This is a genomic window from Micromonospora sp. RTP1Z1, assembly GCF_033804685.1.
In the GTDB taxonomy this organism is placed as follows: domain Bacteria; phylum Actinomycetota; class Actinomycetes; order Mycobacteriales; family Micromonosporaceae; genus Micromonospora.
The window spans coordinates 21,071-44,041 of sequence record NZ_JAPFQV010000044.1 but is presented as its reverse complement, the minus strand read 5'-3'; the positions used below and the strand labels follow the sequence as shown (position 1 = coordinate 44,041).

The window sequence follows — 22,971 nt, the reverse complement described above, 5'->3', positions numbered from 1 at the left end:
AGGCTGCGGTCAACGGGATTTCGCTGGTGCCTCCACGCCGCCGTTCGCCCCACCCATCCCCGCTGGTTATCTCCGGATGATCATTCCGATCGAGCTTGTCATCTTCGACTGCGACGGAGTGCTGGTCGACAGCGAGCGCACCGCGGTGAGCCCAGCTATGGGCGTGGGCACGGGCCGCGACGCGGCAGCCCTGTTCGACCTGGGACAGGGTGGTCGCCGTCGAACCGACCCCGCAGCTCCGCGCGTATGATCAACGCATCCACGCAGCCAAGGACATCGAGTGGGTCGACGACGCTCTGCCCGACCTGCCGGTGCTCCGCAAGCGCGACCAGCGCTTCAATCTGATTCTTCTGACGGCTGTCTGGATGCATCTGGACGAACACCAGCGGCCGTCGGCGATGGAGCGCGTCAACGGCCTGCTCCTACCTCGGCCCGCAGCAGAGCCGATTCTCCGCCAGGCTGGTCGCATTTTTCGATCCTCTCCGCAGGGATCGGCACGAAGCGCGGTCGGATCCGTTGAAGGATGCAGGGCAGTGATGCTTCGACGCGTTGATCCCACCGGAGGGGCCGTATGCAGTACGCCTCGTTCACCCCGGACACCCGGCACACCGCCGGCATCCTCCTGCTGGCCGTGCTCGCGATCGAGTACGGCGGCACGTACGTGCTGCGACTGGTGCGCGGCTCCACCCCGGCGACCGCGTTCCAGCTCCGCTTCTCCCGGGCCGGTCACGCCCACGCCGGAATCCTGGTGGTGCTGGCGCTGGTGACGCTGCCCTACGCGGACGCGGCGCGGCTGTCGGGCGGGTGGGAGCTGATCGCCCGGAGCGGCGTCTGGCTGGCGGCGATCCTCATGCCAGCCGGATTCTTCCTCTCCTCCGCCGGTCGGGACGTACAGCGGCCCAACCGGTTCGTCGTGCTGGTGTACGCCGGGGCGGTGGTGCTCGCTGCCGCCGTCACCACGCTCGGCGTCGGGCTGCTGCGTTCCTGATTGTCCTGACGGTCACCGCTCGGCGAGCTGCTTGAAGCTCTTCAACACCTGTGCCCAGTTGGCCTCGGAGTGCTTGCGCTCCTCCTCGCTGCCGGCGTTGCTCTGGCTGATGGTCAGCTCGGTGCCGCCCCCGGAGGGCGTCAGGTCGAAGGTGACGGTGTGATAGTTCTCCGGGAGGTCGGGCTGGCCGGTGAGCGGGCTGTAGTGGGTGAACCGCAGCATCCTGTTCGGCTCGACCGCCACGATCTCGCCCTTGTCCTGAAACGACTTCCCGTTCCACTCTCCACTGAAGGTGATCGGCCTGCCGACCTGCCAGTCCGTCTCGACCTTCGCGCCGAAGAACGCCTGGCTCAGCAGCTCGGGATCGGTCAGCACCGCCCAGACCGCAGCCGGTTCCGCGTCGATGATCGCAGTGCTCGTCGCCGTCAATTTCTGCCCCACGGCTCTCTCCTTCCTCTCGCGACCTCATGACATCGTGCCCAGTCGTCACCCGTTCAACCGTGGCAGCGCTCCGACGGGCACGGCGGGGATCGGTCGTGCGGCGCGGAAGAGGCGTCAGCCGTGCAGGGTCCGCAGGATGCGGGCGAGATCGGCTCGGTCCGTCGGGCTGAGGTCGCCGAAGAAGCGTTCGGCGTCGGCGTCGCGGGCGGAGCGGATGGCGGTGCCGACCCGCGTACCCTCGTTGGTCAGCGCGACCAGGGTCGCGCGCCGGTCCTGCGGGTCCGGCCGGCGTTCGACCAGGCCCCGCTCCTCCAGTCCGTCGACCACCTCGGTCGTCGAGCGCGCCGCGATGTTCAGGTGGTCGGCGAGCGCGCTCAGCCGCATCACCCCGTGCCGCATCAGCACGGTGAGCGCGCGGGCGTGGCCGGGGGTGATCTGCCAGGGCTCCAGCGTCTCCCGGGACAGGTGCCGCAGCCGGCGGGCGACGCCCCAGAACGCCTCGGCCAGGCTCTCCTGATCGTCCTCGCGTTCTCCGGCGGCCACGGGAATACGGTAGCAGAGGGCGTTGTTGTTGCCTCATGATGAGGTAACCACAGCATTCAGCCCGGAGGCGCCGCTTGGAACCGAACCCCATGCCGAGAGAAGGCCGCGGCGGCGGCCAGCGCAGCGTCAGCCCCGCCGAGAAGGCCCAGGCCCGCGAGGTGTCGCTGCGCCGCGTCGGCCGGCTCTTCGCCGCGCACCGCCGGCCACTGGCCGTCGTCGTGGCGATCATCGTGGCGTCGTCCGTCATCGCGATGGCGTCGCCGTTCCTGCTCCGTACCGTGATCGACCGGGCCCTGCCGGAGCGCGACCTGACCCTGCTGGTCTGGCTGGTCCTGGGCATGGTGGCCGTCGCGGCGGTGACCTCGGTGCTCGGCGTCGTCCAGACCTGGATCTCCACCCGGGTCGGGCAGGAGGTCATGCACCGGCTGCGCGCCGACGTCTTCGCCCACCTGCACCGCCAGTCGATCGCGTTCTTCACCCGCACCCGCACCGGCGAGGTGCAGTCCCGGATCACCAACGACATCGGCGGTATGCAGACCGTCGTCACCTCCACCGCCACCTCGATCGCGGCCAACCTCACCACGGTCGTCGCCACCGCCGTCGCCATGGTGGCGCTGAGCTGGCGACTGTCCCTGGTGTCGCTGGTGGTGCTGCCCCCGGCGATCTGGCTGACCCGCCGGGTGGCCCGGATGCGCCGGGAGATCACCGCGCAGCGGCAGCGGGAACTGGCCGACCTCAACGTCACCATCGAGGAGGGGCTGTCGATCAGCGGCGTGCAGCTCAGCAAGACCCTCGGCGCCGGACCGAAGCTGGTCGAGCGGTTCACCGCCTCCTCGGCCCGGCTGGTCGACCTGGAACTCCGCTCCGAGTTGGCCGGCCGGTGGCGGATGGCCGCGATGAGCGTCATCTTCGCCGCCATCCCGGCGGTCATCTACCTCAGCGCCGGCCTGCCGGCGACCGCCGGCACGCTCAGCATCGGCACCCTGGTCGCCTTCACCGCCCTCCAGGGCGGGCTGTTCCGGCCCCTGATGGGGCTGCTCAACGTGGGCGTCTCACTGACCGCCTCGCTGGCGCTCTTCGCCCGGATCTTCGAATACCTGGACCTGCCCGTCGAGGTGGACGACCCGGCGCGACCGGTCGACATCGACCCGCCCCGGGTCCGCGGCCACCTGCGCTTCGAGGACGTCACCTTCAGCTATCCCGGCAGCGACACCGCCGCCGTCGCCGGCGTCAGCCTGGACGTCCCGGCGGGCACCAGCCTGGCGCTGGTGGGGGAGACCGGCTCCGGCAAGAGCACCCTCGCCGCGCTGATCACCCGGTTCCACGACCCGGCCGGCGGCCGGGTCACCATCGACGGCGTCGACCTGCGCCAGCTGCGCCTGGCCGACCTGGCCGCCGTCGTGGGCGTGGTCAGCCAGGAGACCTACCTGCTGCACACCACCGTGCGGGAGAACCTCCGGTACGCCCGGCCGGACGCCACCGACGCCGAGATCGAGGCCGCGGCGCGCGCCGCGCAGATCCACGACCTCATCGCCGCCCTTCCCGACGGGTACGACACGGTCGTCGGCTCCCGCGGCCACCGCTTCTCCGGCGGCGAGAAGCAGCGCCTTGCCATCGCCCGGACGCTGCTGCGGGACCCGCGGATCCTGGTGCTCGACGAGGCCACCAGCGCGCTGGACACCGAGACCGAACGCGCCGTGCAGCGGGCCTTCGACGCGCTGGCGGCGGGCCGCACCGTGGTGACCATCGCGCACCGGCTCTCCACCGTCCGGGACGCCGACCAGATCGCGGTGATCGACCACGGCCGGATCGTCGAGTCCGGCACCCACCGGAGCCTGCTCGACCGCGCCGGCCGGTACGCGGCGCTCGCCGCCTGACCGGGCAGCCCCGACCCGGCGCCGTCCCGACCGCCGGGCCGGTCCGCGCCGGCTTCGGATAAACCCGATCTCCAAGTCGTGAGTCGCAGGTTCATCGTGGGTACAGTGGCGCGGTGCATAACGGAGTGCAGGCTCAGGTGCCGGTGCTGTACGTCGCGGACGCCGAGGCCGCGCGGCGGTTCTACGAGGTCTTCGGCTACTCCGAGCAGCGCTTCGGCGGCGACGGCGAGTCCCGCTGGTCGTACCTGCAGTGTGGGGAGCTGACCCTGCTGCTGGCCGAGGTCAAGCCACGACTGTTCACCGTCGAGTTGCCGCTGCTGGTCTACCTCTACGTCGACGAGCTCTCGGCGACGATCGAGCGGCTGACCGCGGCCGGGTACGCCGCCGAGCGGACCGGCTATCCCGAGCACGCCCCCGGCGGGGAGTGCCGCACCAGCGACCCGGACGGCAACGTCGTGGTGTTCGGGCAGCGCCGGGCGGTCCCCGAGCAGGCCCGGGTCGAGCAACCCGGCGGCGAGGCGCGCTTCTCCCTGATCCGCCAGGCCGCCGAGGCGGTCAGCCGCCGGGGCGGCGCGCCGGCCCACTGCCAGATCGGCGGCCCGCGCGGCCAGGTGTGCCCGGAGCCGGCCGAGGTGAAGCTCGCCGACTCGTGGGGCGACACCGTCTGGGGCTGCATGGCGCACGCCGACGAGACCCTGCTGAACGCCCGCGGCGCCTTCCTGGCCACCGAGGACGGGATGGGGCTCGGGCCGTTCCTGCAGGCCCGTCAGCCCCAGCGGGACCGCGCAGGCCAGGGCTGAGACCCGCCGTCGCGGCAACGCCGCCAGCCGCGACGGGCCGCAGCCGATGGACTGCGGTGGAGCCGAAGCGTACGGTGAGGTTCTACGCAGAGTAACCTCCTGTGAGGTCGGTCGAGATGCCGGTCCAGAAACACGACATGCGCCCGGTCGGGCGGCCGTCGGGGCTGGTGCCCCCGCATGTCGACCTCGGCGGTGTGACCGAGCTGCGGTTGCACGGGGTCGGTGGCACCACGCCGGAGAACCTGCTCGCCGACGTGGCGCCACAGCTCGTCTCCGGTAACCGGGTCGCGGGTTTCTACCGCACCGCCGACGCGAGAGGCCGCCACGTCGAGGCGTACTCGTGGGGTGGGCTGACCTCGCGCAGCGGGAGCCGGGTGCTGTGGCTGCTCCTGCTGCCGTTCGCCCTGGTGAACCTCGCGGGTTGGATGTGCACGCCGACCGCCTGGCGGAATCCCTGGCGGTTCCGCGTCCACCGGGCGGTGGTCCGTTGGGCGGCGCTGGGCCTGACCGTCAACCTGCTGCTGCTCGTCGCCATGACCTCGATGGACGTGGTCGCCTTCCAGTGCGGTTCCCGGCCGGAATGCCTGGACCGATGGTGGCTCCGCTGGCTGGACACGGCGGCGTTCGCCGCCCACCCGGGACGACGACTGCTGGTCGGTGCAGCGGCGCCGCTCCTGGTCGCACTCGGACTGAAGGCGCTCAGCGGCAGGTCGCTGGCCCGCTATGAGCAGGTGCCACCCCCGCAGGCCGGCACGTCGCTGCGCGCGATGACCGACGAGACTCCCGCCCGGCCGCGGGTCGGCCTTGACGACCACGACTTCTGGAACGGCGGTGGCAGCGTCGCCGCGCTCGGGCTGCTGCATCTCGGCGCCGCGTTCGCCTTCGTCGGCTGGATCACCGCCTGGACCGCCCGCTCAGTCACCGGGCAGACCGGGGTGCCGGTGCCGTACGACCCGCTCGCCACCGCGGTGACCTGGGTCGCCGGGCTCGCCGTGGCGGGCGCCGTGGTGCTGTCGACCCGGTCCCGGACACCCCTGCCAGCGGCCAGAGCGGTGGTCGGGCTCGGCCTGCTCGCCCTGCTCGGCGCGGCGGTGTTCGCCCTGGCGCAGCCGGCGGTTGCGTCCACGCCCGCCGGCTGGTCGGCGCCCCTGCCCGGCATGCGGACCGCGATCAACTGGACGTTCGCGATCTGTCTCGGCGCCGTGCTGTCCGTGCTCGTCTCGTACGCGGTCAACGGGCACCACCGGGGAGCGTTCTCGTTCGCGGGCCCGTTCGTGGTCACCTCGCTCGCCACGGTGATCCTCAACGCGGTCGGGATCGGCACGATGATCCGGGTCGCCGACCTGCTCGGCAGGGTGCCGAACCCCGGCGCCGGGGCGGGCAGCTCCGACCGGCTGTACGTGTACGACATCGTCTACGCCCTCACGCCGTACCTGACGCTGCTGCCGATCGCGATCCTGGTGGGATTCGCGCTCATCGAGGTCGCCGTGGTGTGGCGGTCCGCCGATCCGGCCCGCCGGCAGACCGTCCACGACGCGTACGCGGCCCTGCCGCCGCCGGATCCGAAGACGGTCTGGGACGCGTCCGCCCTCGACGAGCCGACGCCGTCGAGTCGTCCCGGCCCGGTCCGGCCCGGCTGGACCGCGGGGATCGTCCGCGGCGAGCGGTTGGCGAGGATGGTCCACGACATCGACCGGCCGCTCAGCCTGATGGCCCTCACCGCGCTCGTGGTCTTCGGCTACGTGATGGTCGCCGTGTGGGGCTTCGACACGCTGCCGTACGCGCCCCGGTGGGCGTTGACCGTGTCGACCTGGCTCGCCGCGGCGGCACCCCTGGCCGTGCTGCTGCTGATGCGGCAGGGGTGGCACGGGCTGGAGAATCGCAAGCACCTGGGCGTGCTGTGGGACGTGGCCACCTTCTGGCCCCGCGCCTACCACCCGTTCGCCCCGCCGTCGTACTCGGAAAGAGCGGTTCCCGACGTGCAACGCCGGCTGTGGCGGCTCCACGACAACCCCGGAGGAGCCGTCGTTGTCGCGCACAGCCAGGGCAGCGTCCTCGCGGTCGCCGCGCTGCTTCAGGAGGGGAGCCGTCCGCACCGCGACGGGCGGCCCGACGACCAGGTCGGGCTGGTCACGTTCGGCAGCCCGGTGACCAAACTGTACGGCTGGGCGTTTCCCGCCTACTTCGGCTCCGACGCGCTCGGCCCCGGGCGGCCACGGGCCTGGCGGTGGCACAACTTCTACTACGACTCTGATCCCATCGGTGGCCCGATCTTCCCCGACGAACCATCGGCCGGTGTCGACCAGGCGCTCAGCGACCCGCCCACCGCGTGGTACGTCTACGGGCAGGAGCCGCCGGTGCTCGGCCGACACTCCGGCTACTGGGTCGACCCCCGGGTCTGGAACCTGGTCGACACGTACGCCGAGGAGCTACCGTTACCTTTCAGTGAGTAAACGTGACTCACGATTGGCAGCCGTCCGTTGCCGGGCGGCGTTGACCGGATGGACCGGTCTTGACGCTTCACGGCCCGCTGCCCCGCCTGCGGGTGCAGGCCTTACGGGTCTTACGTAGGCTCCACGTCCTGTTTTTGCGTCGCCCAGCAACTCCAGGTCGACGTGCCGAACTAGGCCGGCAAGATTACGTGCGGCGTTGACGTCCCGGTCCAGGGACAGTCCGCACGTGGTGCAGTTGAAGGTGCGTTCGGCCAGCGACAGCTTGGGTTTCACCGTCTGACAGCCTGAACAGGTTTTGGAGCTGGGGTACCACCGGTCGGCGACGTACAACACGCTGCCGTACCAACCGGTCTTGTAGCCAAGGTGCCGGCGCAGGGTCGCCGGGGCGGCGTCGATCAGAGCCCTGGCCAGCTTACGGTTGCGGACCATCCCGGCCACGTGCAGGTCCTCGACCACGACCGTGGTGAACTGTTGCGCCAGCCGGGTGGTGAGTTGGTGCCACGAGTCGGCGCGAACAGCGGCGACGGTGGCGTGCAGCCGGGCCACCGTGTCCTGCGCCCGCTGCCACCGATTGGACGCGGTCCGCTTACGCCGGGTGGCCGGGTCGTACGGGCCGATTCGGCGGGCGGCCCGGCGTTGGGCCTTGCCGAGTTTCTTCAACGCCGCCTTGAACGGTGCCGGGTTGGGCACCAGCTCGCCGGTGGACAGCACCGCCAGGTGCTTGATGCCGGTGTCCACGCCGACGATCCGACCGGCTTTCGGCGTGTGCGCCGCACGGCCCACGGCGCGTTTGACCGCGACCTGGAACGAGCAGAACCACCTGCCGGCGGTCTCGGTGACGGTTGCGGACAGGATCGTCGCGGTGCCAGCCTTCACCCGCCGGGCCAGCCTACGGGTGGACTCGTGGGTGCGGATGCGGCCCAGCCGTGGCAACACCACGTGCCGGTAGCCAGGGTCGACCCGGATCGCGCCGGTGGTGAATCGGGCCGACCTGCGGCCGTGGCGCCTCTTGGTCCGGGGCCAGCCCATCCGGCGGCCCTTGCGGGCATCGGTCCGTGAGGCGTGCCAGTTCCCCAGCGCCGCCGACAGGTTGGCCAGGCCGGTGTTGAACGCCTCTTTGGAGCATTCCGCCCACCACGGCGCCACCCACTTCTTGATCTCGTTCCAGGTGCGGCGTAGGTCCGGTAGCGACCAGCCCTGCCACGGGGTCAGGTCCACCTCGGCCACCCCGTAACTGGCCTCGGCGGCGCGTTGCGCCTTGACCGCGCTGACCCGCCGCAGCATGTGGTTGTACGCGAACCGTGCCGCGCCGGTGTTGCGGCGCAGACCGGCCACCTGCGCGTCGCTGGGGTCGAGGGCGAACCTGTACGCCTGAACGGTCCAGCCGGCGGGCGGCTCGTACCGTTTCACGGGACGTCCCCGACGGTGGCGGCGGCCACGGCGCGGCTGGCCCGGTCCGCTGCGCCGCGGCGGCCGTACAGCCGGGCACACAGGCTGGTCAGGATCTCCGTCACGTCCCGCACCAGGTCGTCGTCCACCTCGGCCGGGTCGACCACCAGCAGCCGACGTCCCTGCGCGGCCAGCGCCGCCTCGACGTACTCGGCACCGAACCGGGCGAACCGGTCCCGGTGCTCGACCACGATCGTGGTCACGTTCGGGTCGCGCAGCAGCCCGAGGAACCTCTTGCGTCGGCCGTTCAGCGCGGACCCGACCTCGGTCACCACGCGGGAGACGACCATGTTCTGCCCGGTCGCCCATGCGGTCACACGGGCTACCTGCCGATCCAGGTCGGCTCGCTGGTCGGCCGACGACACCCGGGCGTAGACGACCACCTGGCCCTGGGTGTCATCACCGGCTACATCTACCATGATCGTGCCAGACGGAAGACGCCGAGCGGGCACCGGCATGGTCCCCTCGCGGAACCATCGGTACGCGGTCTGCGGGTGCACCCCGTTGCGACGCGCCCACTCGGCAAGCTTCATCAGACCGATACTAATACTCACAGATTCGTACGCCTGCTCACAGAAGGGTGAACCGCTGACTACCCCTTCGGGCCGACCGACCGCCTACCGACCACTAGAGACAAGCCTGGCCGGCCTCGGACAGCGGACGGACCCGGAGACTCTGCCCTCGTGCCAGTCGTACGGCGGAGGGGCGAGGCTCCGAGGTGCCCGATCGCCGGCCGTGGACGACGATCACGCCGGCGCAGTTCGCGCACGAGCGGGAGGCGCTGGCGCACGTCCAGGCGCTGCTGACGGACACAAGCTGGGGGAGTACGTCGAGCGGGCATGGCAGCTGGCCGCGACGGAGCTGCGCGCCCCCCTGTCGGCCGACGCTGGGCCGGTGCTGCTGCACGACGCAGCGGTGCTGGCCCGGTACCGGTCGATGGAGCGGCTCTATGAGGATTAGTCAGCCGAGCCGGGAGGCACGACCCAGGCTGTTGGCTGGCCGGTGATTGCCGTGATCAGGTCGAAGTCACCGTCGTGGTGCAGCACGGTGGCGCCGTGGCGTTCGGCGGTGGCGGCGATCAGCAGGTCCGCCATCGACAGGGCCCGGTGGTTGCCCTTGTGGAGCGCCTGGACCTGGACGTCGATCGCCCGGTCCCAGATCTCGTCGGGCATGGCCAGCCACTGGAAGCCGCCGAGGAGCCAACGCGCGCGCTGCGCGTCCTTGGCCGTGCGGGCACTGTGGATCACCTCGATCTCCACCGCTCCGCAGACCGCCAGCAGCCCTCTGTCGGACAACTCGTCGAGCACGGGGGCTACGGTGGGCTTGGGCCAGCGGGCGAGCGCCGACTTGTCGAGGAGGTAAAGTTCCCGGCTCACGCCGCGTCCGGCTTGGCCGTGCCCGTTCCACCGGTCAGGTCGGGAAGCCCACCGCTCTTGAGCCAGTCGGCAAACTCGCGCCGCTTTTCCCTATTGACCACCGCCTCAAGAGCGGCGTTGACAGTCGCCTTCTTCGTGGTGGTACCCAGGATCTTCGACGCTTCCGCGAGCAGGTCGTCGTCAACGTCCAGGATCGTTCGTGTCATGGCAAGGGCCCCTCTGCGGGCAGCGAGTCAGCACCCGATGATATCAAGAATTCGCGAAGTTGATATCACTGCTCTCGGGGAGCGCCGGGCGAGATCACTTGGCTTGCGCGAACGCCACCGCGGCGCGCATCCGGCCTGGACGTGTTCGACCGGTATGTCAGGATGGCGGCATGAGGACACCAGAGTTCCCCAAGGGCGCCCCGACGTGGGTTGACATCGGCACGACCGACATTCCGGGTGCCGTCGCCTTCTACACGCGGCTCTTCGGCTGGACGCACCGGGATTTCGGACCCGACGCGGGCGGCTACGGAGCGTTCCTCAAGGACAGCCGGCAGACGGCCGGGATCGGCCCGGCGGCGGATCCTAAGCGTGGCACGTCCTGGGCGACCTATCTCGCTACGGACGACGCGACGGCGACCGCTGCCGCCGCGGAGGGCGCCGGCGCAAAGGTGATCATGGCACCGATGCAGGTGATGGACCAGGGCAGCATGGCGGTCCTGCTCGACCCGACTGGCGCGTACGTCTCGATCTGGCAGCCCGGCGAGCACCGCGGTGTCGAGGTGACCGGCGAGCACGGCAGCTTCACCTGGGCCGAGCTCATGACGAGCGACATCGCGGCGAGCAAGGCGTTCTACACCTCCGCCTTCGGGGTCACGACGCGGGACGTAACAATGGGCGGCAACGAGACCTACACGCTTATCGAGGCCGGTGGGCAGCCCGTGGCGGGCGCCATGCAGATCAGGCCCGAATGGGGACCGATGCCCTCGCAGTGGAGCGTCTACTTCGCCGTCGACGACTGCGACGCCACTGCGGACCTGGCCATCTCGCTAGGCGCGACGGAGAAGCTGCGGCAGGACTCGCCCGCCGGGCGCTTCGCCAACCTCACCGACCCGCAGGGTGGCGCCTTCTCGATCATCAAGAACGAGCCGAACTTCTCCATGTGACGCTGCGGGCGGCCCACCGCTCCAGGTGGGCCGCCGCCAGAGTGCCCCTTGAGCAGGTGCGCATCGCCGGCGTCGACACGCTCGTTGCCCCGTTCACTCAACAGCCTCGCCACGTACTGCCGGCGAATTGACGACTCAGGACACTAGCCGTGGTGGCCCGACCTCCCGTCATTGGTCCTGGCGCGGGCCGTGCACCGCGCCTCGGCCTGGCTGCCGGTCACCGGCAGCATCGCCTGGGCGGTCGCGGTGGCTCCCGGTTTGACTCGGTTGACCAGGCTGATTCCCCACCCCAGCGGCGCGGTGTCGGTCGCGACGGTCAGCTCTACCCGGTAGCCGTGGGTGACGCGGTCGGCGTTGGTCACCGTGTAGGTGACCTGCGCTGCGCCCTGGGTGCTCAGGACGCAGCGGGTGACGCTGGCCTTGACAGGTTCGGCGGATGAGGCCTGAGGCGGCCCGAGCGCCAGGCCGACGACGACCGCCGCGACCGCGAGGCACGCTTCGGTGATGGCGAAGTATCGCATCTGTCTCCGACTATGCATGGTTGAACACCACCGTGGCCATCAACCACACCGTGGACGCGCCGGTGGTGGCACTCGCCGCCGGGCGAGCGCCGGCATTCACCGGAAGGTCCTCGACCAGTAGGTCCATGTTGCCGTTGGGTGACAGGTTGGTGCGGGCGGTGTATGCGGGGTCGGCGACGAGCAGCGTGCCGAACCCGGAGTCGGCGTAGAAGCCGAGCGCGAGTTCGCCGTCGGCGGTGACCGGGCTGCTCGCGGCCGACTGCACGGCCTGCGCGCCGCCCGTTGTACCCGTCGCTGTGGCCTGCTGGTCCACGGCTGCAGCGCCCGCGGCGGTCGACAGCCCGGCGTACTCCAGGACCGCGACGCCCACGTCGGCGGCGCCGGACACCGACGCGGTGATCGTCGGCTTGGTCGCACCGTTGGTCACCACAGCAGTCCACACACTCATCTGGGTGTGGTCGGAGGCGGTGAACGAGGTGACTTTGGTGAACGTGTCGCCAGCGTTGTCGGTGACGGTGTTCACCGTGGCCGATCCCGCGCTCCACACGCCCACCTGCACGATGAGCCGGTTGTTGCGCGTGGTGGTCTCCGGCGTGGTGACTGCGAGGCTCGTCCGTCCGGCACCCTTCGCGGACACCTGCTGCACGAAGGCCGGTGCCGGCGGGCTGACGCCCGGGGTGACGGGTGCCGACGGCGCGGATTGCGGCCCGTCGCCGATGGAGTTGGTGGCGCTCACGGTGAAGGTGTACGTGGTGCCGTTGGTCAGCCCGCCGATCGTGGCGGTGGTCGCCGGTGGCGACCCGCTGACGGTGGTCGGTGCCTGGGCCGTCGCGCCCACGTACGGCGTGACGGTGTAGGAGGTGATCGCGCTGCCGCCGTTGCCGGGCGCGGTCCAGGTCACCCTGGCGGAGCTGTCGGCGGCGGAGGCGGTGACGCCGGTCGGTGCCGATGGGGCCGTCGGCGGTGCGGTGGAGGCGGCCTTGAACACCAGTGTGCCGAGCAGCCAGATGGTGTTGGAGCCGGCGCCCACCGCCGCGTTCGGGGTCACGCCCGCGGCCACGACCTGGTCCTCGGTGAGCAGGTCCATGTTGCCGTTGGGTGAGACGTTGCCGCGCACGGTCCAGCCGGTGCCGCCGGTGAGGCTCTTGCCGAAGCCGGAGTCAGCGTAGAAGCCGACGGCCAGCTCGTTGCCGCCCGTCGTGGCTGGCGTCGCTCCCGACCGGACCGTGGCGGCGGCGCTGGTGGTGCCCGACGCCGTGGCCTTCTGGTCGACCACGCTAGCATCCGCGACAGTGGACAGCCCCGCGTACTCCAGCACGTCGATGCCGATGTCGGCCGGCCCGGACACCTGTGCGGTGACCGCCGGGGACTGACCCGCGCCAGCGGCGACCGGCGCGGTCCACACGCTCAGCTCGGTGTTGTCGGACGCCTTCCAGCGCGCCACCTCGACGAACTGGTCGCCGGCGGCGTCGGTGACGCCGGTGGTGACGGCGCCGGCCCCGCTCCAGGTGCCGACCTCGACGATCAGTCGGTTACCGGAGCCCAGGACCGCCGGCAGCGTCGCCGACAGGCTGTCGGTGCCCGCGGACTGGGTACCGGTGTGCTGGACGAACGTCGGTGGCGGCGCGATGCCTGGGGTGACCGCGGCCGACGGCGCTGACGGTGGCGAGGTACCGATCGCGTTGGTGGCGGTGACCTTGAACGTGTAGGCGGTGCCGTTGGTGAGGTTGGGGATCGTGGCGCTGGTCGCCGGCGGATTTCCCGTGACCGTGGTCGACGGCTGCGCGGTCGAGCCGATGTAAGGGGTGACCGTGTAGCTGGTGATCGGGCTGCCACTGCCCGGCGGCGCCTTCCACGACACGTTCGCGCTGCGGTCCGCGGGGGAGGCCGTGACAGCGGTCGGCGCGGCGGGCGCGGTGGGGTTGGCGCCGATCTGCACCATCGAAGCGACCGATGGCACGCCGTTGGCGTTGAGGATGAACAGCATGTAGTAGCCCGGGGGCGCGAGTTCCGGCCCGGCGGGCACCTGCACGGTCAGTCCGCTGCCGTTCTTGGTGAAGCTGAGCGGCACAAAGTGCTGGTTCATGTCCATCTGGTGGGTGTCCGCGCCGAGGGACACCAGGTTGACGGCGGTGATGGACGCCGCGTCCGTGGTGGATACGGAGATCGTGCCGCCGTATGAGCCGCCGCCGGAGGTCGACGTGATGGTGGGCCGGGGACCGTTGGACAGGTAGGCGGGCGAGTAGTACTGCGCTGAGTACTGGGCGTCGCCGCTGCTGCCGAACGGGTGGCCGCCGCCGGCCACCAGCACCCGCGCGTCGGGCATCAGCAGCGCGGTCGAGTGATAGTTGCGGGCCGCAGCCATCGGCGCCGCCGCCGTCCAGGTCTGGGTCGCCGGGTCCCAGATTTCGGCCGGCAGCACCCCGCTGGTGGCGATGCCCTGGTCGGTGTTGGTGTTGCCGCCGACGGCGAGAACCTTGCCGTCCGGAAGCACGGTGAGTGTGTGGTAGACGCGGGCGTTGTTCATCGGCGCTGTCTGCTGCCAGGTCGGGGTTGCCGCGTTGAGGTCGATGAGGGCTGTCGTCTTGAAGGCCTGTCCGGGACGGTTGACGTCGACGCCGCCGCCGCTGTAGAGCACCTTGCCCGGCCGGTACATCACGGAGGACCCGTTGTGGACACCGCTCGTGTCGCCGACCGGGGTCCAGGTCTGGTTGTTCACGTCGAGCAGGAACGAGTTGTCCTCGTTGGGGCCGATGGTGAAAACCTTGCCGCTGGGCAGCAGGTACGAGATCGGGTACTCGGTCTCGTGGACCTGGGGGGTGGAGAGGCCGGACAGCAGGGTCCAGGTGTTGGTGGTCGGGTCGTACACCTCGGGGGTGTCCGCCCAGTGCGAGGAACCGGTGTCGTTGCCGCTGATGGCGACGTAGCGACCGTCGGCCAGTTCCGTGACGGTCGGGTACCACCGGGGCTTGTGCATGTCGGCGACGCGGCTCCACGTGTTGGTCGCCGGGTCGAAGATGTTGGTGTCGACAATTCCGAGCTGCCCGGTGGTCAGACCGCCGTAGCCGCCGACGACCAGCAGCCGCCCGTCCGGCAGGCTCGCGGCGCCGTCGCAGAAGATGCTGGTCGGGGCGTTGAACGTGTTGAACGTCTGCGGCGATGCCGGGTTCCACACGACTGTGGGCTGGGGCTGCTGCCAGCCGTCCCAGGCCACCACGCTGCCGTTGTAGAGCAGGGTGTTGCTCAACGCCACGATGGGCCAGGTCTGCACGCCCGACCATGATCCACCGGCGTGAGGGCCCGGCGTGACTGGGGCTGATGCGGTCGAGGCCGGGCCGGTCCCGACCCCGTTGGTGGCGGTCACCGTGAAGGTGTATTCCGTGCCGTTGGTCAGCCCGTTCACCGTCGCGGTCGTCGGCGGCGGCGACCCGGCCACGGTGGTCGGCGCCTGTGCGACACCGCCCGCGTACGGCGTGATGGCGTAGCTGGTGATCTGGCTGCCGCCGTCGCCAGGTGCGGCCCAGGTCACGGTGGCGCTGCCGTCGCCGGGCGTGGCGGCCACGCCGATGGGAGCCTGCGGCGCGGTCGGCGTCGTTGACGACGCGGCCCGCAGCACGACGGTGGCCATCAGCCATGTGGTGCGCGCCGCCGTGCCGGCGCCCGCGTTGGGCGTCGCACCCACAGCGATGATCTGGTCCTCGACGAGCAGCTCCATGTCGCCCGTCGGGGAGAGGTTGGCGCGTTGAGTGAAGCCCGTGCCGGGGGTCAGGGTGGCGCCGAAGCCGGAGTCCGCGTAGAGACCGAGTGCCAGTTCACCGCCGGCGGTCGTCGGGGCGGTGGCACCCGAGCTGACGGTCGTGGCGGTGCTGCCGGTGGTACCGGCCGCGTGCCTTTCCTGATCGACCACCGAGGCCGTGGACAGACCGGAGTACTCCAGCGCCGCGATCCCCAAGTCAGCCGACGACGTGGCCCGCGCGGTAATGGTCGGCTTGGTCCCACCGGTCGCCACGACGGCGGTCCAGACGCTCATCTCGGTGTGGTCGGACGCCGTGAAGCTCAAGATCTTGACGAACGTGTCACCCGCGTTGTCAGTCACCGCGCTGACCGTGGCCGACCCCGAGTTCCACACGCCGACCTCGACGACCAGCCGATTGCCTACCGTCGTCGGGTTCGGTGTGGTGACGGCCCGCGTCACGCCCAGCCCGTGTCCGGTCACTTGCTGCACGAACGCCGGCGGGCCGGCCGCGTACGCCCGCTGGGCGGGAACCAGGATCGTCGCATTCAGCAGAACAATGGAGGATACGAGCACGGCGCCGCGGAACGAGGAAGACATGGATCCTCCATCACTTGAGCCAATGAGCGGAGCCTGCCAGGGCGGAATTGCGCGGCGACCGAACGGCAAGATGGCCGACAGTCGGGTCCTGGACAACTACGCCACCCACAAGACCCCCGCGGTGCAGCGGTGGCTGGCCGCCTGTGAGATGCGGGGCCGGGGTGCTGGTGGCCGGGGCGCGGCGGAGGCCGGCGAGCTGGACGTAGACCTCGCGCTTGGCGGTCGCCCGGCCGGCGCGGTTGGTGACGTAGCCGGTCAGCCAGACCCAACCGGCGTACGTCGGCCGGTCGCAGACCGAGACAACGCGGAACGTCAAGGCGCGATCTCCGGCGAACTGCACCGAGGCCCGGCCGTCGATCCGCAGCAGGTCACCGGGGGAGGGGCGCACGGCTACCAGCGGCCCTCGTTGGTGTGGTACTCCTGCGGCGGCCGGCACTCCCGGGCGTGCATGGTCTGCCAGTCGCGCAGCGCCCGCTTGAGCCGGTCGTTCTCCTGGCTGAGCATCCGTACCTCCTGGTGGAGGTCGTTCAGGTCGTCGGCCACCTGGGCCTGGAATTCGCGTACCTGATCGGGGTCGGCACCGCGCCGACGCGGGTCGAACTCGCGGTTCCGCACCTCGTGCGGCGTCAACCGGGCCGGGCGACCGGTCCCGTAGAGCTGGCCACCTCGATACACCTGGGCCACGGCGGTCCTTTCCTGAGCAGGCGGGAGTGGGGGAGGTCCTTTCGGTGGGTCTGGAAGGGCGGGCCGTCCGCATGCCGGCCGCGGGCGGCCCGCCCGCCCCGCCGCCGCAGCTCTGATCAGCGGTACGACAGCGGAGCAGTCCGGTGGGTCGGGACGGGCACGCACACCCGCCCCGACCAGGGGGATGAGCCGAACTCGTTGCCACGCGAGGTCTGACTCGCGACCAACCATATATGCCTAAGTAGCGGAAGGCAACGCTCGGTTGTCTGGCCAGTGCGTGTCGTGATCAAATTGGCGTGCCACGCGAGGAGTGCCATGCCACAGACACCGGACTACATCCGGATCTCGGACGAGATCATCAGTGACCTGCGCAGCGGAAAGGTCCAGCCAGGGGACAAGTTGCCCTCTATCGCTGACATGTCTGACCGCTTCGGGGTCAGCTCATCGACCATCCAAATGGTCTATGTCAGGCTGGAAGCGCTGCGGGTGATCCGGCGGCAGCAGGGCAAGGGCATCTTCATCACTGATCCGAAGACGTGGATGCGTGAACCCTGACGTTCCTTGCGTTGACCCATTCCGCCGCCGATGTGTGCGATTATCGCACCATGGTTGATGACCGGGAGTGGAGTGCGGTCGGCGAGCAGGTGCGTCAGGTGCGCCTGTCGATGGGGATGTCCCAGAACGAGCTGGCTCGCGCCGTGGGCCTCGACCGCACGATGCTCGCCAAGGTGGAAGCAGGCACTCGGCGTCTCGACGCCTTTGAGCTGCTCAAGTTGTCGTCGGCACTCGGCGTCTCGATGGATTACCTCATCGAGCCCCAGCCGGAGGTGCTCTCCCGCCGGTCCGCTCAGATCACCGAGGACAGCGACTCCCAGGTGGCGCGATCATCGCAGCGGCTGGAGATCGCGCTTACCGAGTGGTTGCGCGAGCTACGACAGCTGATCAGTCATGGCGTGCTGCGGAGCCGACCGGTGCTGCGATATCCCGGCGCCGTGGCGTCTGAGGCGCAGGCCAGAGAGGCGGCGCTTTGGGTGCGCCAGCAGCTCGGCCTCGGAGACGGACCGATCGACAGCGTAGTGGAGGTGTGCGAGCGCGCGGGACAGTTCATCCTCGTTACCGATGTGCCTGGGGATGGAGCGTCGCTGGTTGAGGGTGACGTCGCGGCGGCAGTGGTCAGCACCACCGGAGATCCGGGTCGGCGGCGCGCGACCGCGGCACATGAGCTGGGCCATCTGGTCATCGGTGATGAGTATTCGAGCGATCTTGGCGTGCACGCATCCCGAGCTGATCGGGAGGCCGCTATCGACGCGTTCGCTGCGGAGTTGCTGTTGCCCGTATCGGTGCTGGGCGGGCAGCAGGAGGTACCCGGCGGCCTGACCCGCGACCGGTTGGTGGAGATTGCCGCCCGATACCGGGTGTCGTGGTCACTGGCGCTTCGGCAGGCCGTCCGGTCAAGGCTGATCGACACCGCGACGCGTGCCGCATGGAGTCAGTCCCGCCCGACGCATGCCGAGTTCATGGAAGCGCTGGGATGGGCTCCCCAACCGGATCTCTTCTCGGTACGAGTGCCTCCGAGCTACGCCCATGCCGTGATGGAGGCATGGCGAGGTGGCTGGATCACCCGGGTGCGAGCGGTCGAACTGATGCACGGACAGATCGCCGAGTCGGACCTGCCAGAGAGCGGCGAGCTGGAGATCGAGCCGTGAGCGTGGCGTCGACATCGGCTCGCGTACTGGTGCTCGACACCATGTGTCTCAGTCACTTCACCCTGGCGGACCGATTTGATGTGCTCCAGCACCTGCTCGTCGATGCAGAGTGCTGGACGACCAGGGTGGTGATCGAAGAGCTGCGTGCAGGAGCTGCGGCCTATCCCGTTCTGGCCGCGACCTGCGAGGTGGACTGGCTCAGCGTTGCCCAACTGGACACCCTCGACGAGATCAGATGCTTCACAAAGTGGGCCACGCGGATCGGAGCAGGCGACCGTGACCTCGGAGAGGCATCCGTCATTGCCGCTGCGGAGCTGCGCGGGGGCATCGCCATCACTGACGATCGGGAAGCGACCCGGGTGGCTCGTGTTCACGGGGCGGAAGTGCACGGAACGATCTGGTTGCTGGCGCGGGCCTGCCGCGATGGGAAGCAGACCGAGGTGAGCACGGGGAATCTCATCGACGCTCTGCGCTCCACGGGTGCCAGGTTGCCCTGCACGGGAGCGCAGTTCCCCGACTTCGCGCGTCGCCACAACTTGTTGTAACCGGCGGTTCGCTGCGGTCTTCGCCCTAACGGGTACCTCCGTCCCGTCGGCGGGACGACTAGAGTCGTCGCGTGATCGACCGGAAGCTGCTCTTGAGTGACCTGCAGAAGCAGGTCAAGAACCTGGAAAGGACCTGCGGGAGCAGGCCGAGTCGGTCGAGGAGGTGCGCCTCCGCCTGCGTGGCGAGTACGACCATGCCTTCAAGGTCGGGCGTACCGCTGCTACCCGGACGGGGTGGCGGGACGAGCGGGTCACTCAGGTTGCCGTCGCATGGGTGCTAGGCACGGTGTTCGTGCGATTCTGCGAGGACAACGGTCTGCTGGCCGAGCCACATCTCGCCGGGCCAGGGACCGGCTGGTGCTGGCCGAGGAGGCCGAGGCGCAGTTCTTCCGTGACGGTGCTTCAGGAGCCCGTCAGATTCGCCTACCTGTGAGAACTTGTCGCAGAGCGGCTCGAAGTGGCGGTTTCGCCCGAGCGTAACGGTCGATAGAGTTCAATCGGTCGACGCTTGTCGTTCGGCAAGCGCCCCTAGGCTCCGCGTGTCATTCCCTGTCCACGGGAGGCTTCGTGTCCATCCGTTCCCACGCGCGCCGGGCGTTCACCGGTTGCGCCGCGCTGGCCGTCGTCTCGGCCGTCGCCGTGCCGGCCCCCTCGGCGGCCCTCGCCGCCGGCGACGAGTCCGCGCTCGCCGGCATCAAGAACATCGTGGTCATCTACGAGGAGAACCACAGTTTCGACAACCTCTTCGGCGGTTGGGAGGGGGTCAACGGCCTGAGCAAGGCCGCGCCCGAGCGCACCACCCAGGTCGGCGCGGACGGTACGCCGCTGGGCTGCCTGCCGGAGAACGACGTCAACCTGCCGCCGATCACGACCGACTGCACCGGCGGCATCTTCCCGAACAAGCCGTTCGGCATCGAGAACTACATAAAGCCCGAGGACACCACCTGCCCGGTGCTGAACGGGCCGTACAAGCCGAACGGCTGGCTGGACGGCACCGGCACCCCCGGTGGCTGCACAGAGGACCTGGTGCACCGCTTCTACCAGGAGCAGTACCAGATCAACGGTGGCAGGCAGAACCGGTACGTCACCGGCAGCGACGCCATTGGGCTGACCATGGGCCACTACGACACGAGGTCGCTGCCGATCTACCGGTACCTGCACGGCCCCGGTGCGCCGCACTACGCGATCGCGGACAACTTCTTCCAGGCCGCGTTCGGTGGCTCGTTCCTCAACCACCAGTGGCTGGTCGCCGCCCGGACGCCGGAATGGACCGACAAGACCACCGCGGCGGGCAAGAACTCGGTCGTTGACGCCAACGGCATGCCGAGGTCCTACCCGCTGTACCAGGCAACCGGCCCGGCAACCGATGGTCCGCTCACCCAGGCGCCGGAGGCGGACGGCTCCTGCAAGGTGACGGTCTGCGGCGACTACGCGATCAACACCGTGCAGCCCTGGTACCAGCCGTACAGCCCGGGCACGGTCGACGCCAAGCGGTTGCCGGCGCTGACCTACGACACCATCGGTGACCGGCTGTCGGCCAAGCACGTCGACTGGGCCTGGTACGCCGGCGGCTGGGACAACGCCAACGCAAACGCCGGCGGTGCCGGCTGGACCAACGGCACCGACGGCAGGACCTGCGCCGATCCGCGCATCATGACCGGCGCGGTCTACCCGAACTGCCCGGACGCCACCTTCCAGTTCCACCACCAGCCGTTCAGCTACTTCGCGACGTACGCCCCCGGCACCGAGGCCCGCGCGAAGCACCTGCGCGACGAGGTGGAGTTCATCGCGGCGGCGAAGGCGGGCAAGCTCAAGCCGGTCAGCTTTGTCAAGCCGGTCGGCGAGGAGAACGAGCACCCGGGCTACGCCTCCGAGGCCACCGGCAGCGACCACCTGGTCGAGCTGCTCAAGGCGATCGAGGGCGGTAAGCAGGCCAAGAACACCATGGTCATCGTGACCTACGACGAGTTCGGGGGACAGTGGGACCACGCCTCCCCGCCGAAGGGCGACGTCTGGGGCCCCGGCACCCGCATCCCCGCGCTGGTGATCTCACCGCGCCTGGCCGAGCCGTTCAGCGTGGACAGCACCGCGCACGACACGACCTCGGTGCTTGCCACCATCGAGCAGAAGTTCCACCTCGCGCCGCTGGGCAGCCGGGACGCCACGGTCGCCAGCCTCGCCTCCGCCTTCACCCGCGGCGACGACCACGGCGACCGCGGTGACGACGGCGGCGCCGGCACCGGCGGCAGCGGCGGCGGCCAGGCCGCCCCGGGCGGCGGCGAACTCCCGATCACCGGCACCAACGCCGCCGGCATGGCGGTCTCCGGCGTCGCGCTGGTGGTCGCGGGCGCGGCCGCGCTGCTTTCCCGCCGCCGACGGGCCGGCTGACCCATTCCGTACGCGGAGCGGGCCGGGACCGCACATCCCGGCCCGCCCGGCCTCCGGCGGGGGGCAGTTCCAGATCTCGCTGATCGGGGCCGGCCGAGCGGAGTCGCCGTGCCTCGAATAGCCGTTGAACGGTGCGGGGGAGGGGGCGCGCCCCCGCCTCTCAGCCAGTTCACAGCCCGATGACCTGGGCGGACGCCAGTCGGCGGCATAGCCTGGACCGGCTTGCCCCCCCCGGCCCCCCGACCCAGGAAAGACACGTGCCGCACGCCATCACCACGCGCTCCGATCGCCGCAGCGGATCGGCCGACCCGGCCCGGCGGGGGCGATCGGCCCGCCGGCCCTGGCCACGCTGGGCGCGGTGGTGTGTGGCCCTCGGCGCGACGCTGATGATGCTCAGCGGGGTGGCGCTGGGTGGCGCCCAGTACCTGCTCCACAGCGCGACCAGCAAGATCACCCAGCAGAACCTGCTCGGTGCCGCCGCAGCGCCGCAGCAGCACCGGACGATCACCGGAGCGAAGAACATCCTGCTCGTCGGGGTCGACACCCGTCCCCACCAGGATCCCAGTCAGCTCATCCGCTCCGACTCGATCATCCTGATGCACATCCCGGCCGACCACTCCCAGGCGTACCTGGTGTCACTGCCGCGGGACTCGCTGGTCACCATCCCCGCCTACCGCAACGGCGCGACGTCGTACCCGGGCGGGAAAAACAAGATCAACGCTGCCTTCGCGTTCGGCAGCCGGGGGCTCACCGGCGCGCCCGCGCTGTCACACGGCTTCGAGCTGCTGGCCCTGACCGTACGCGACCTCACCGGGATCACCCCGGACGCGGGCGCGATCATCGACTTCCAGGGATTCAAGAAGATCGTCCAGGTGCTCGGCAAGGTCTGCATGTACGTCGACGAGACCACCACCTCGATCCACGTCGGGCGGGACGACGCGACGGGCAAGGCCGCCGGGCCGTACAAGATCAACCCCGACGGCACGGTGAACCACCGCATCCCCGGGGTCACGCCGAACATCTACACCAAGGGCAACCACTGCCTGGACCCGGCTCAGGCGCTGGACTTCGTCCGGCAGCGGGACCTGTTGGCCAACCACGACTACGACTACGGCCGGCAGCGCCACCAGCAGCAGTTCCTCAAGGCGGTGCTGCACCAGGTGATGACCGAGGGCCTGAACTCGCCGACCAAGCTGCCCGGGCTGCTGTCGGCGGTCGGCAAGACCATGACCGTCGACGACGGCGGCATCCCGCTGGAGGACTGGGCGTTCGCCATGCGCGGCATCCACCCGGATGCGATCACCACGATCAAGACCAACGACGGCACCTTCAACAGCCGTACCGTGCCGGGGGTCGGCAGCGCCGAGATCCTCAGCCCGACCAGCCTGGAACTGCTGCGCGCGGTGCGGGACGACACCGTCGGGTCCTTCGTCCAGGCCCACCCGAACTGGGTGGCCGCCTCCGAGCCGACCACCCCGGCGCACTGATCACGTCACGGTCGGGCGATCCGGGAGGCGAGGTCGAGGGCGGCCCGGATCGGGTCGTCCGACCAGCGGCTGGCGAAGACGTCGTGCAGCCGCCACCCGGCCCGCAGTAGCGTCCGCTGCCGCTCCACGTGCGTCGCGACCCCGTACCGGTGCACGCCGCAGATCACCCCGACCGCGTTCGCGTCCGCGCCCACGCAGAGGTCGAGCCGCCAGCGGCCGCCGGGATACTC

Annotated in this window: 22 protein-coding genes; 11 read left to right on the top strand and 11 right to left on the bottom strand. The window is 70.2% G+C overall.

Annotated elements, in window-relative coordinates; all coding sequences use genetic code 11:
• Positions 1-76: 76 nt before the first annotated feature.
• Entirely contained in the window at positions 77-250 is a 174-nt protein-coding gene (locus SLP03_RS21225; RefSeq protein ID WP_319462372.1) for a hypothetical protein, read from the top strand.
• A 321-nt stretch (positions 251-571) separates the two neighbouring features.
• Complete coding sequence (locus SLP03_RS21220) at positions 572-988, top strand: hypothetical protein (protein ID WP_319462371.1); 417 nt, start codon at positions 572-574, stop codon at positions 986-988.
• Positions 989-1,000: 12 nt separating this feature from the next.
• Here the strand turns inward: SLP03_RS21220 and SLP03_RS21215 are convergent, their stop codons facing one another.
• Both SLP03_RS21215 and SLP03_RS21210 read right to left on the bottom strand, forming a co-directional pair.
• Entirely contained in the window at positions 1,001-1,429 is a 429-nt protein-coding gene (locus SLP03_RS21215; RefSeq protein ID WP_319462370.1) for an SRPBCC domain-containing protein, read from the bottom strand.
• 114 nt (positions 1,430-1,543) lie between these two features.
• Positions 1,544-1,972 carry a MarR family winged helix-turn-helix transcriptional regulator gene (locus tag SLP03_RS21210; RefSeq protein ID WP_319462369.1) on the bottom strand — a complete coding sequence of 143 codons (429 nt, stop codon included), beginning with the start codon at positions 1,970-1,972 and terminating at the stop codon, positions 1,544-1,546.
• A gap of 89 nt (positions 1,973-2,061) precedes the next feature.
• Between SLP03_RS21210 and SLP03_RS21205 the strand changes: the two genes are divergently transcribed.
• The 3 genes from SLP03_RS21205 to SLP03_RS21195 all read left to right on the top strand — a co-directional run bounded on the left by SLP03_RS21205 (position 2,062) and on the right by SLP03_RS21195 (position 7,102).
• A complete protein-coding gene (locus SLP03_RS21205) occupies positions 2,062-3,849 on the top strand; it encodes an ABC transporter ATP-binding protein (RefSeq protein ID WP_319462368.1) in 1,788 nt (595 codons plus the stop codon).
• 113 nt (positions 3,850-3,962) lie between these two features.
• Entirely contained in the window at positions 3,963-4,649 is a 687-nt protein-coding gene (locus tag SLP03_RS21200; RefSeq protein WP_319462367.1) for a VOC family protein, read from the top strand.
• Positions 4,650-4,765: 116 nt separating this feature from the next.
• Complete coding sequence (locus SLP03_RS21195) at positions 4,766-7,102, top strand: hypothetical protein (RefSeq protein ID WP_319462366.1); 2,337 nt, start codon at positions 4,766-4,768, stop codon at positions 7,100-7,102.
• On the opposite strand, the gene tnpB is transcribed toward SLP03_RS21195, so the two are convergent.
• The 4 genes from tnpB to SLP03_RS21175 all read right to left on the bottom strand — a co-directional run bounded on the left by tnpB (position 7,085) and on the right by SLP03_RS21175 (position 10,133).
• The gene (gene tnpB / locus SLP03_RS21190) at positions 7,085-8,512 is read right to left on the bottom strand and encodes an IS607 family element RNA-guided endonuclease TnpB (RefSeq protein ID WP_319462365.1); all 1,428 of its coding nucleotides are present in this window, start codon (positions 8,510-8,512) and stop codon (positions 7,085-7,087) included. The two genes, SLP03_RS21195 and tnpB, sit on opposite strands and share 18 nt — an antisense overlap.
• Complete coding sequence (locus SLP03_RS21185) at positions 8,509-9,084, bottom strand: IS607 family transposase (RefSeq protein ID WP_319462364.1); 576 nt, start codon at positions 9,082-9,084, stop codon at positions 8,509-8,511. The genes tnpB and SLP03_RS21185 overlap by 4 nt, the downstream gene beginning before the upstream one ends.
• Positions 9,085-9,507: 423 nt before the next feature.
• A complete protein-coding gene (locus SLP03_RS21180; protein ID WP_319462363.1) occupies positions 9,508-9,927 on the bottom strand; it encodes a PIN domain nuclease in 420 nt (139 codons plus the stop codon).
• Entirely contained in the window at positions 9,924-10,133 is a 210-nt protein-coding gene (locus tag SLP03_RS21175) for a type II toxin-antitoxin system VapB family antitoxin (protein ID WP_319462362.1), read from the bottom strand. Before SLP03_RS21175 ends, SLP03_RS21180 begins: the two co-directional genes overlap by 4 nt.
• A gap of 170 nt (positions 10,134-10,303) precedes the next feature.
• Here SLP03_RS21175 and SLP03_RS21170 point away from each other — a divergent pair, with 170 nt between their 5' ends.
• On the top strand, positions 10,304-11,077 hold the full coding sequence (locus SLP03_RS21170; protein WP_319462361.1) for a VOC family protein: 774 nt from the start codon (positions 10,304-10,306) through the stop codon (positions 11,075-11,077).
• Between the two features lie 143 nt (positions 11,078-11,220).
• On the opposite strand, the gene SLP03_RS21165 is transcribed toward SLP03_RS21170, so the two are convergent.
• Genes SLP03_RS21165 through SLP03_RS21150 form a run of 4 tightly spaced genes read right to left on the bottom strand, consistent with a single transcriptional unit; the run spans position 11,221 to position 16,615 of the window.
• The gene (locus SLP03_RS21165) at positions 11,221-11,598 is read right to left on the bottom strand and encodes a hypothetical protein (protein ID WP_319462360.1); all 378 of its coding nucleotides are present in this window, start codon (positions 11,596-11,598) and stop codon (positions 11,221-11,223) included.
• 10 nt (positions 11,599-11,608) lie between these two features.
• Positions 11,609-15,931, bottom strand: coding sequence for a fibronectin type III domain-containing protein (locus SLP03_RS21160; protein WP_319462359.1), 4,323 nt, complete (start codon positions 15,929-15,931; stop codon positions 11,609-11,611).
• 10 nt (positions 15,932-15,941) lie between these two features.
• Positions 15,942-16,319 carry a hypothetical protein gene (locus tag SLP03_RS21155; RefSeq protein WP_319462358.1) on the bottom strand — a complete coding sequence of 126 codons (378 nt, stop codon included), beginning with the start codon at positions 16,317-16,319 and terminating at the stop codon, positions 15,942-15,944.
• Positions 16,320-16,321: 2 nt separating this feature from the next.
• Positions 16,322-16,615, bottom strand: a complete 294-nt coding sequence (locus SLP03_RS21150) for a DivIVA domain-containing protein (protein ID WP_319462357.1) — start codon at positions 16,613-16,615, stop codon at positions 16,322-16,324.
• A gap of 315 nt (positions 16,616-16,930) precedes the next feature.
• Between SLP03_RS21150 and SLP03_RS21145 the strand changes: the two genes are divergently transcribed.
• The 5 genes from SLP03_RS21145 to SLP03_RS21125 all read left to right on the top strand — a co-directional run bounded on the left by SLP03_RS21145 (position 16,931) and on the right by SLP03_RS21125 (position 22,741).
• On the top strand, positions 16,931-17,170 hold the full coding sequence (locus SLP03_RS21145) for a winged helix-turn-helix domain-containing protein (RefSeq protein ID WP_109801097.1): 240 nt from the start codon (positions 16,931-16,933) through the stop codon (positions 17,168-17,170).
• A gap of 11 nt (positions 17,171-17,181) precedes the next feature.
• Complete coding sequence (locus SLP03_RS21140) at positions 17,182-18,321, top strand: XRE family transcriptional regulator (RefSeq protein WP_319462356.1); 1,140 nt, start codon at positions 17,182-17,184, stop codon at positions 18,319-18,321.
• Complete coding sequence (locus tag SLP03_RS21135; protein ID WP_319462355.1) at positions 18,318-18,866, top strand: hypothetical protein; 549 nt, start codon at positions 18,318-18,320, stop codon at positions 18,864-18,866. Before SLP03_RS21140 ends, SLP03_RS21135 begins: the two co-directional genes overlap by 4 nt.
• 567 nt (positions 18,867-19,433) lie before the next feature.
• The gene (acpA, locus tag SLP03_RS21130; protein ID WP_319462354.1) at positions 19,434-21,254 is read left to right on the top strand and encodes an acid phosphatase; all 1,821 of its coding nucleotides are present in this window, start codon (positions 19,434-19,436) and stop codon (positions 21,252-21,254) included.
• Positions 21,255-21,619: 365 nt separating this feature from the next.
• On the top strand, positions 21,620-22,741 hold the full coding sequence (locus SLP03_RS21125) for an LCP family protein (RefSeq protein WP_319462353.1): 1,122 nt from the start codon (positions 21,620-21,622) through the stop codon (positions 22,739-22,741).
• Between the two features lie 5 nt (positions 22,742-22,746).
• Here the strand turns inward: SLP03_RS21125 and SLP03_RS21120 are convergent, their stop codons facing one another.
• Entirely contained in the window at positions 22,747-22,935 is a 189-nt protein-coding gene (locus tag SLP03_RS21120) for a hypothetical protein (RefSeq protein WP_319462352.1), read from the bottom strand.
• Positions 22,936-22,971 lie beyond the last annotated feature (36 nt).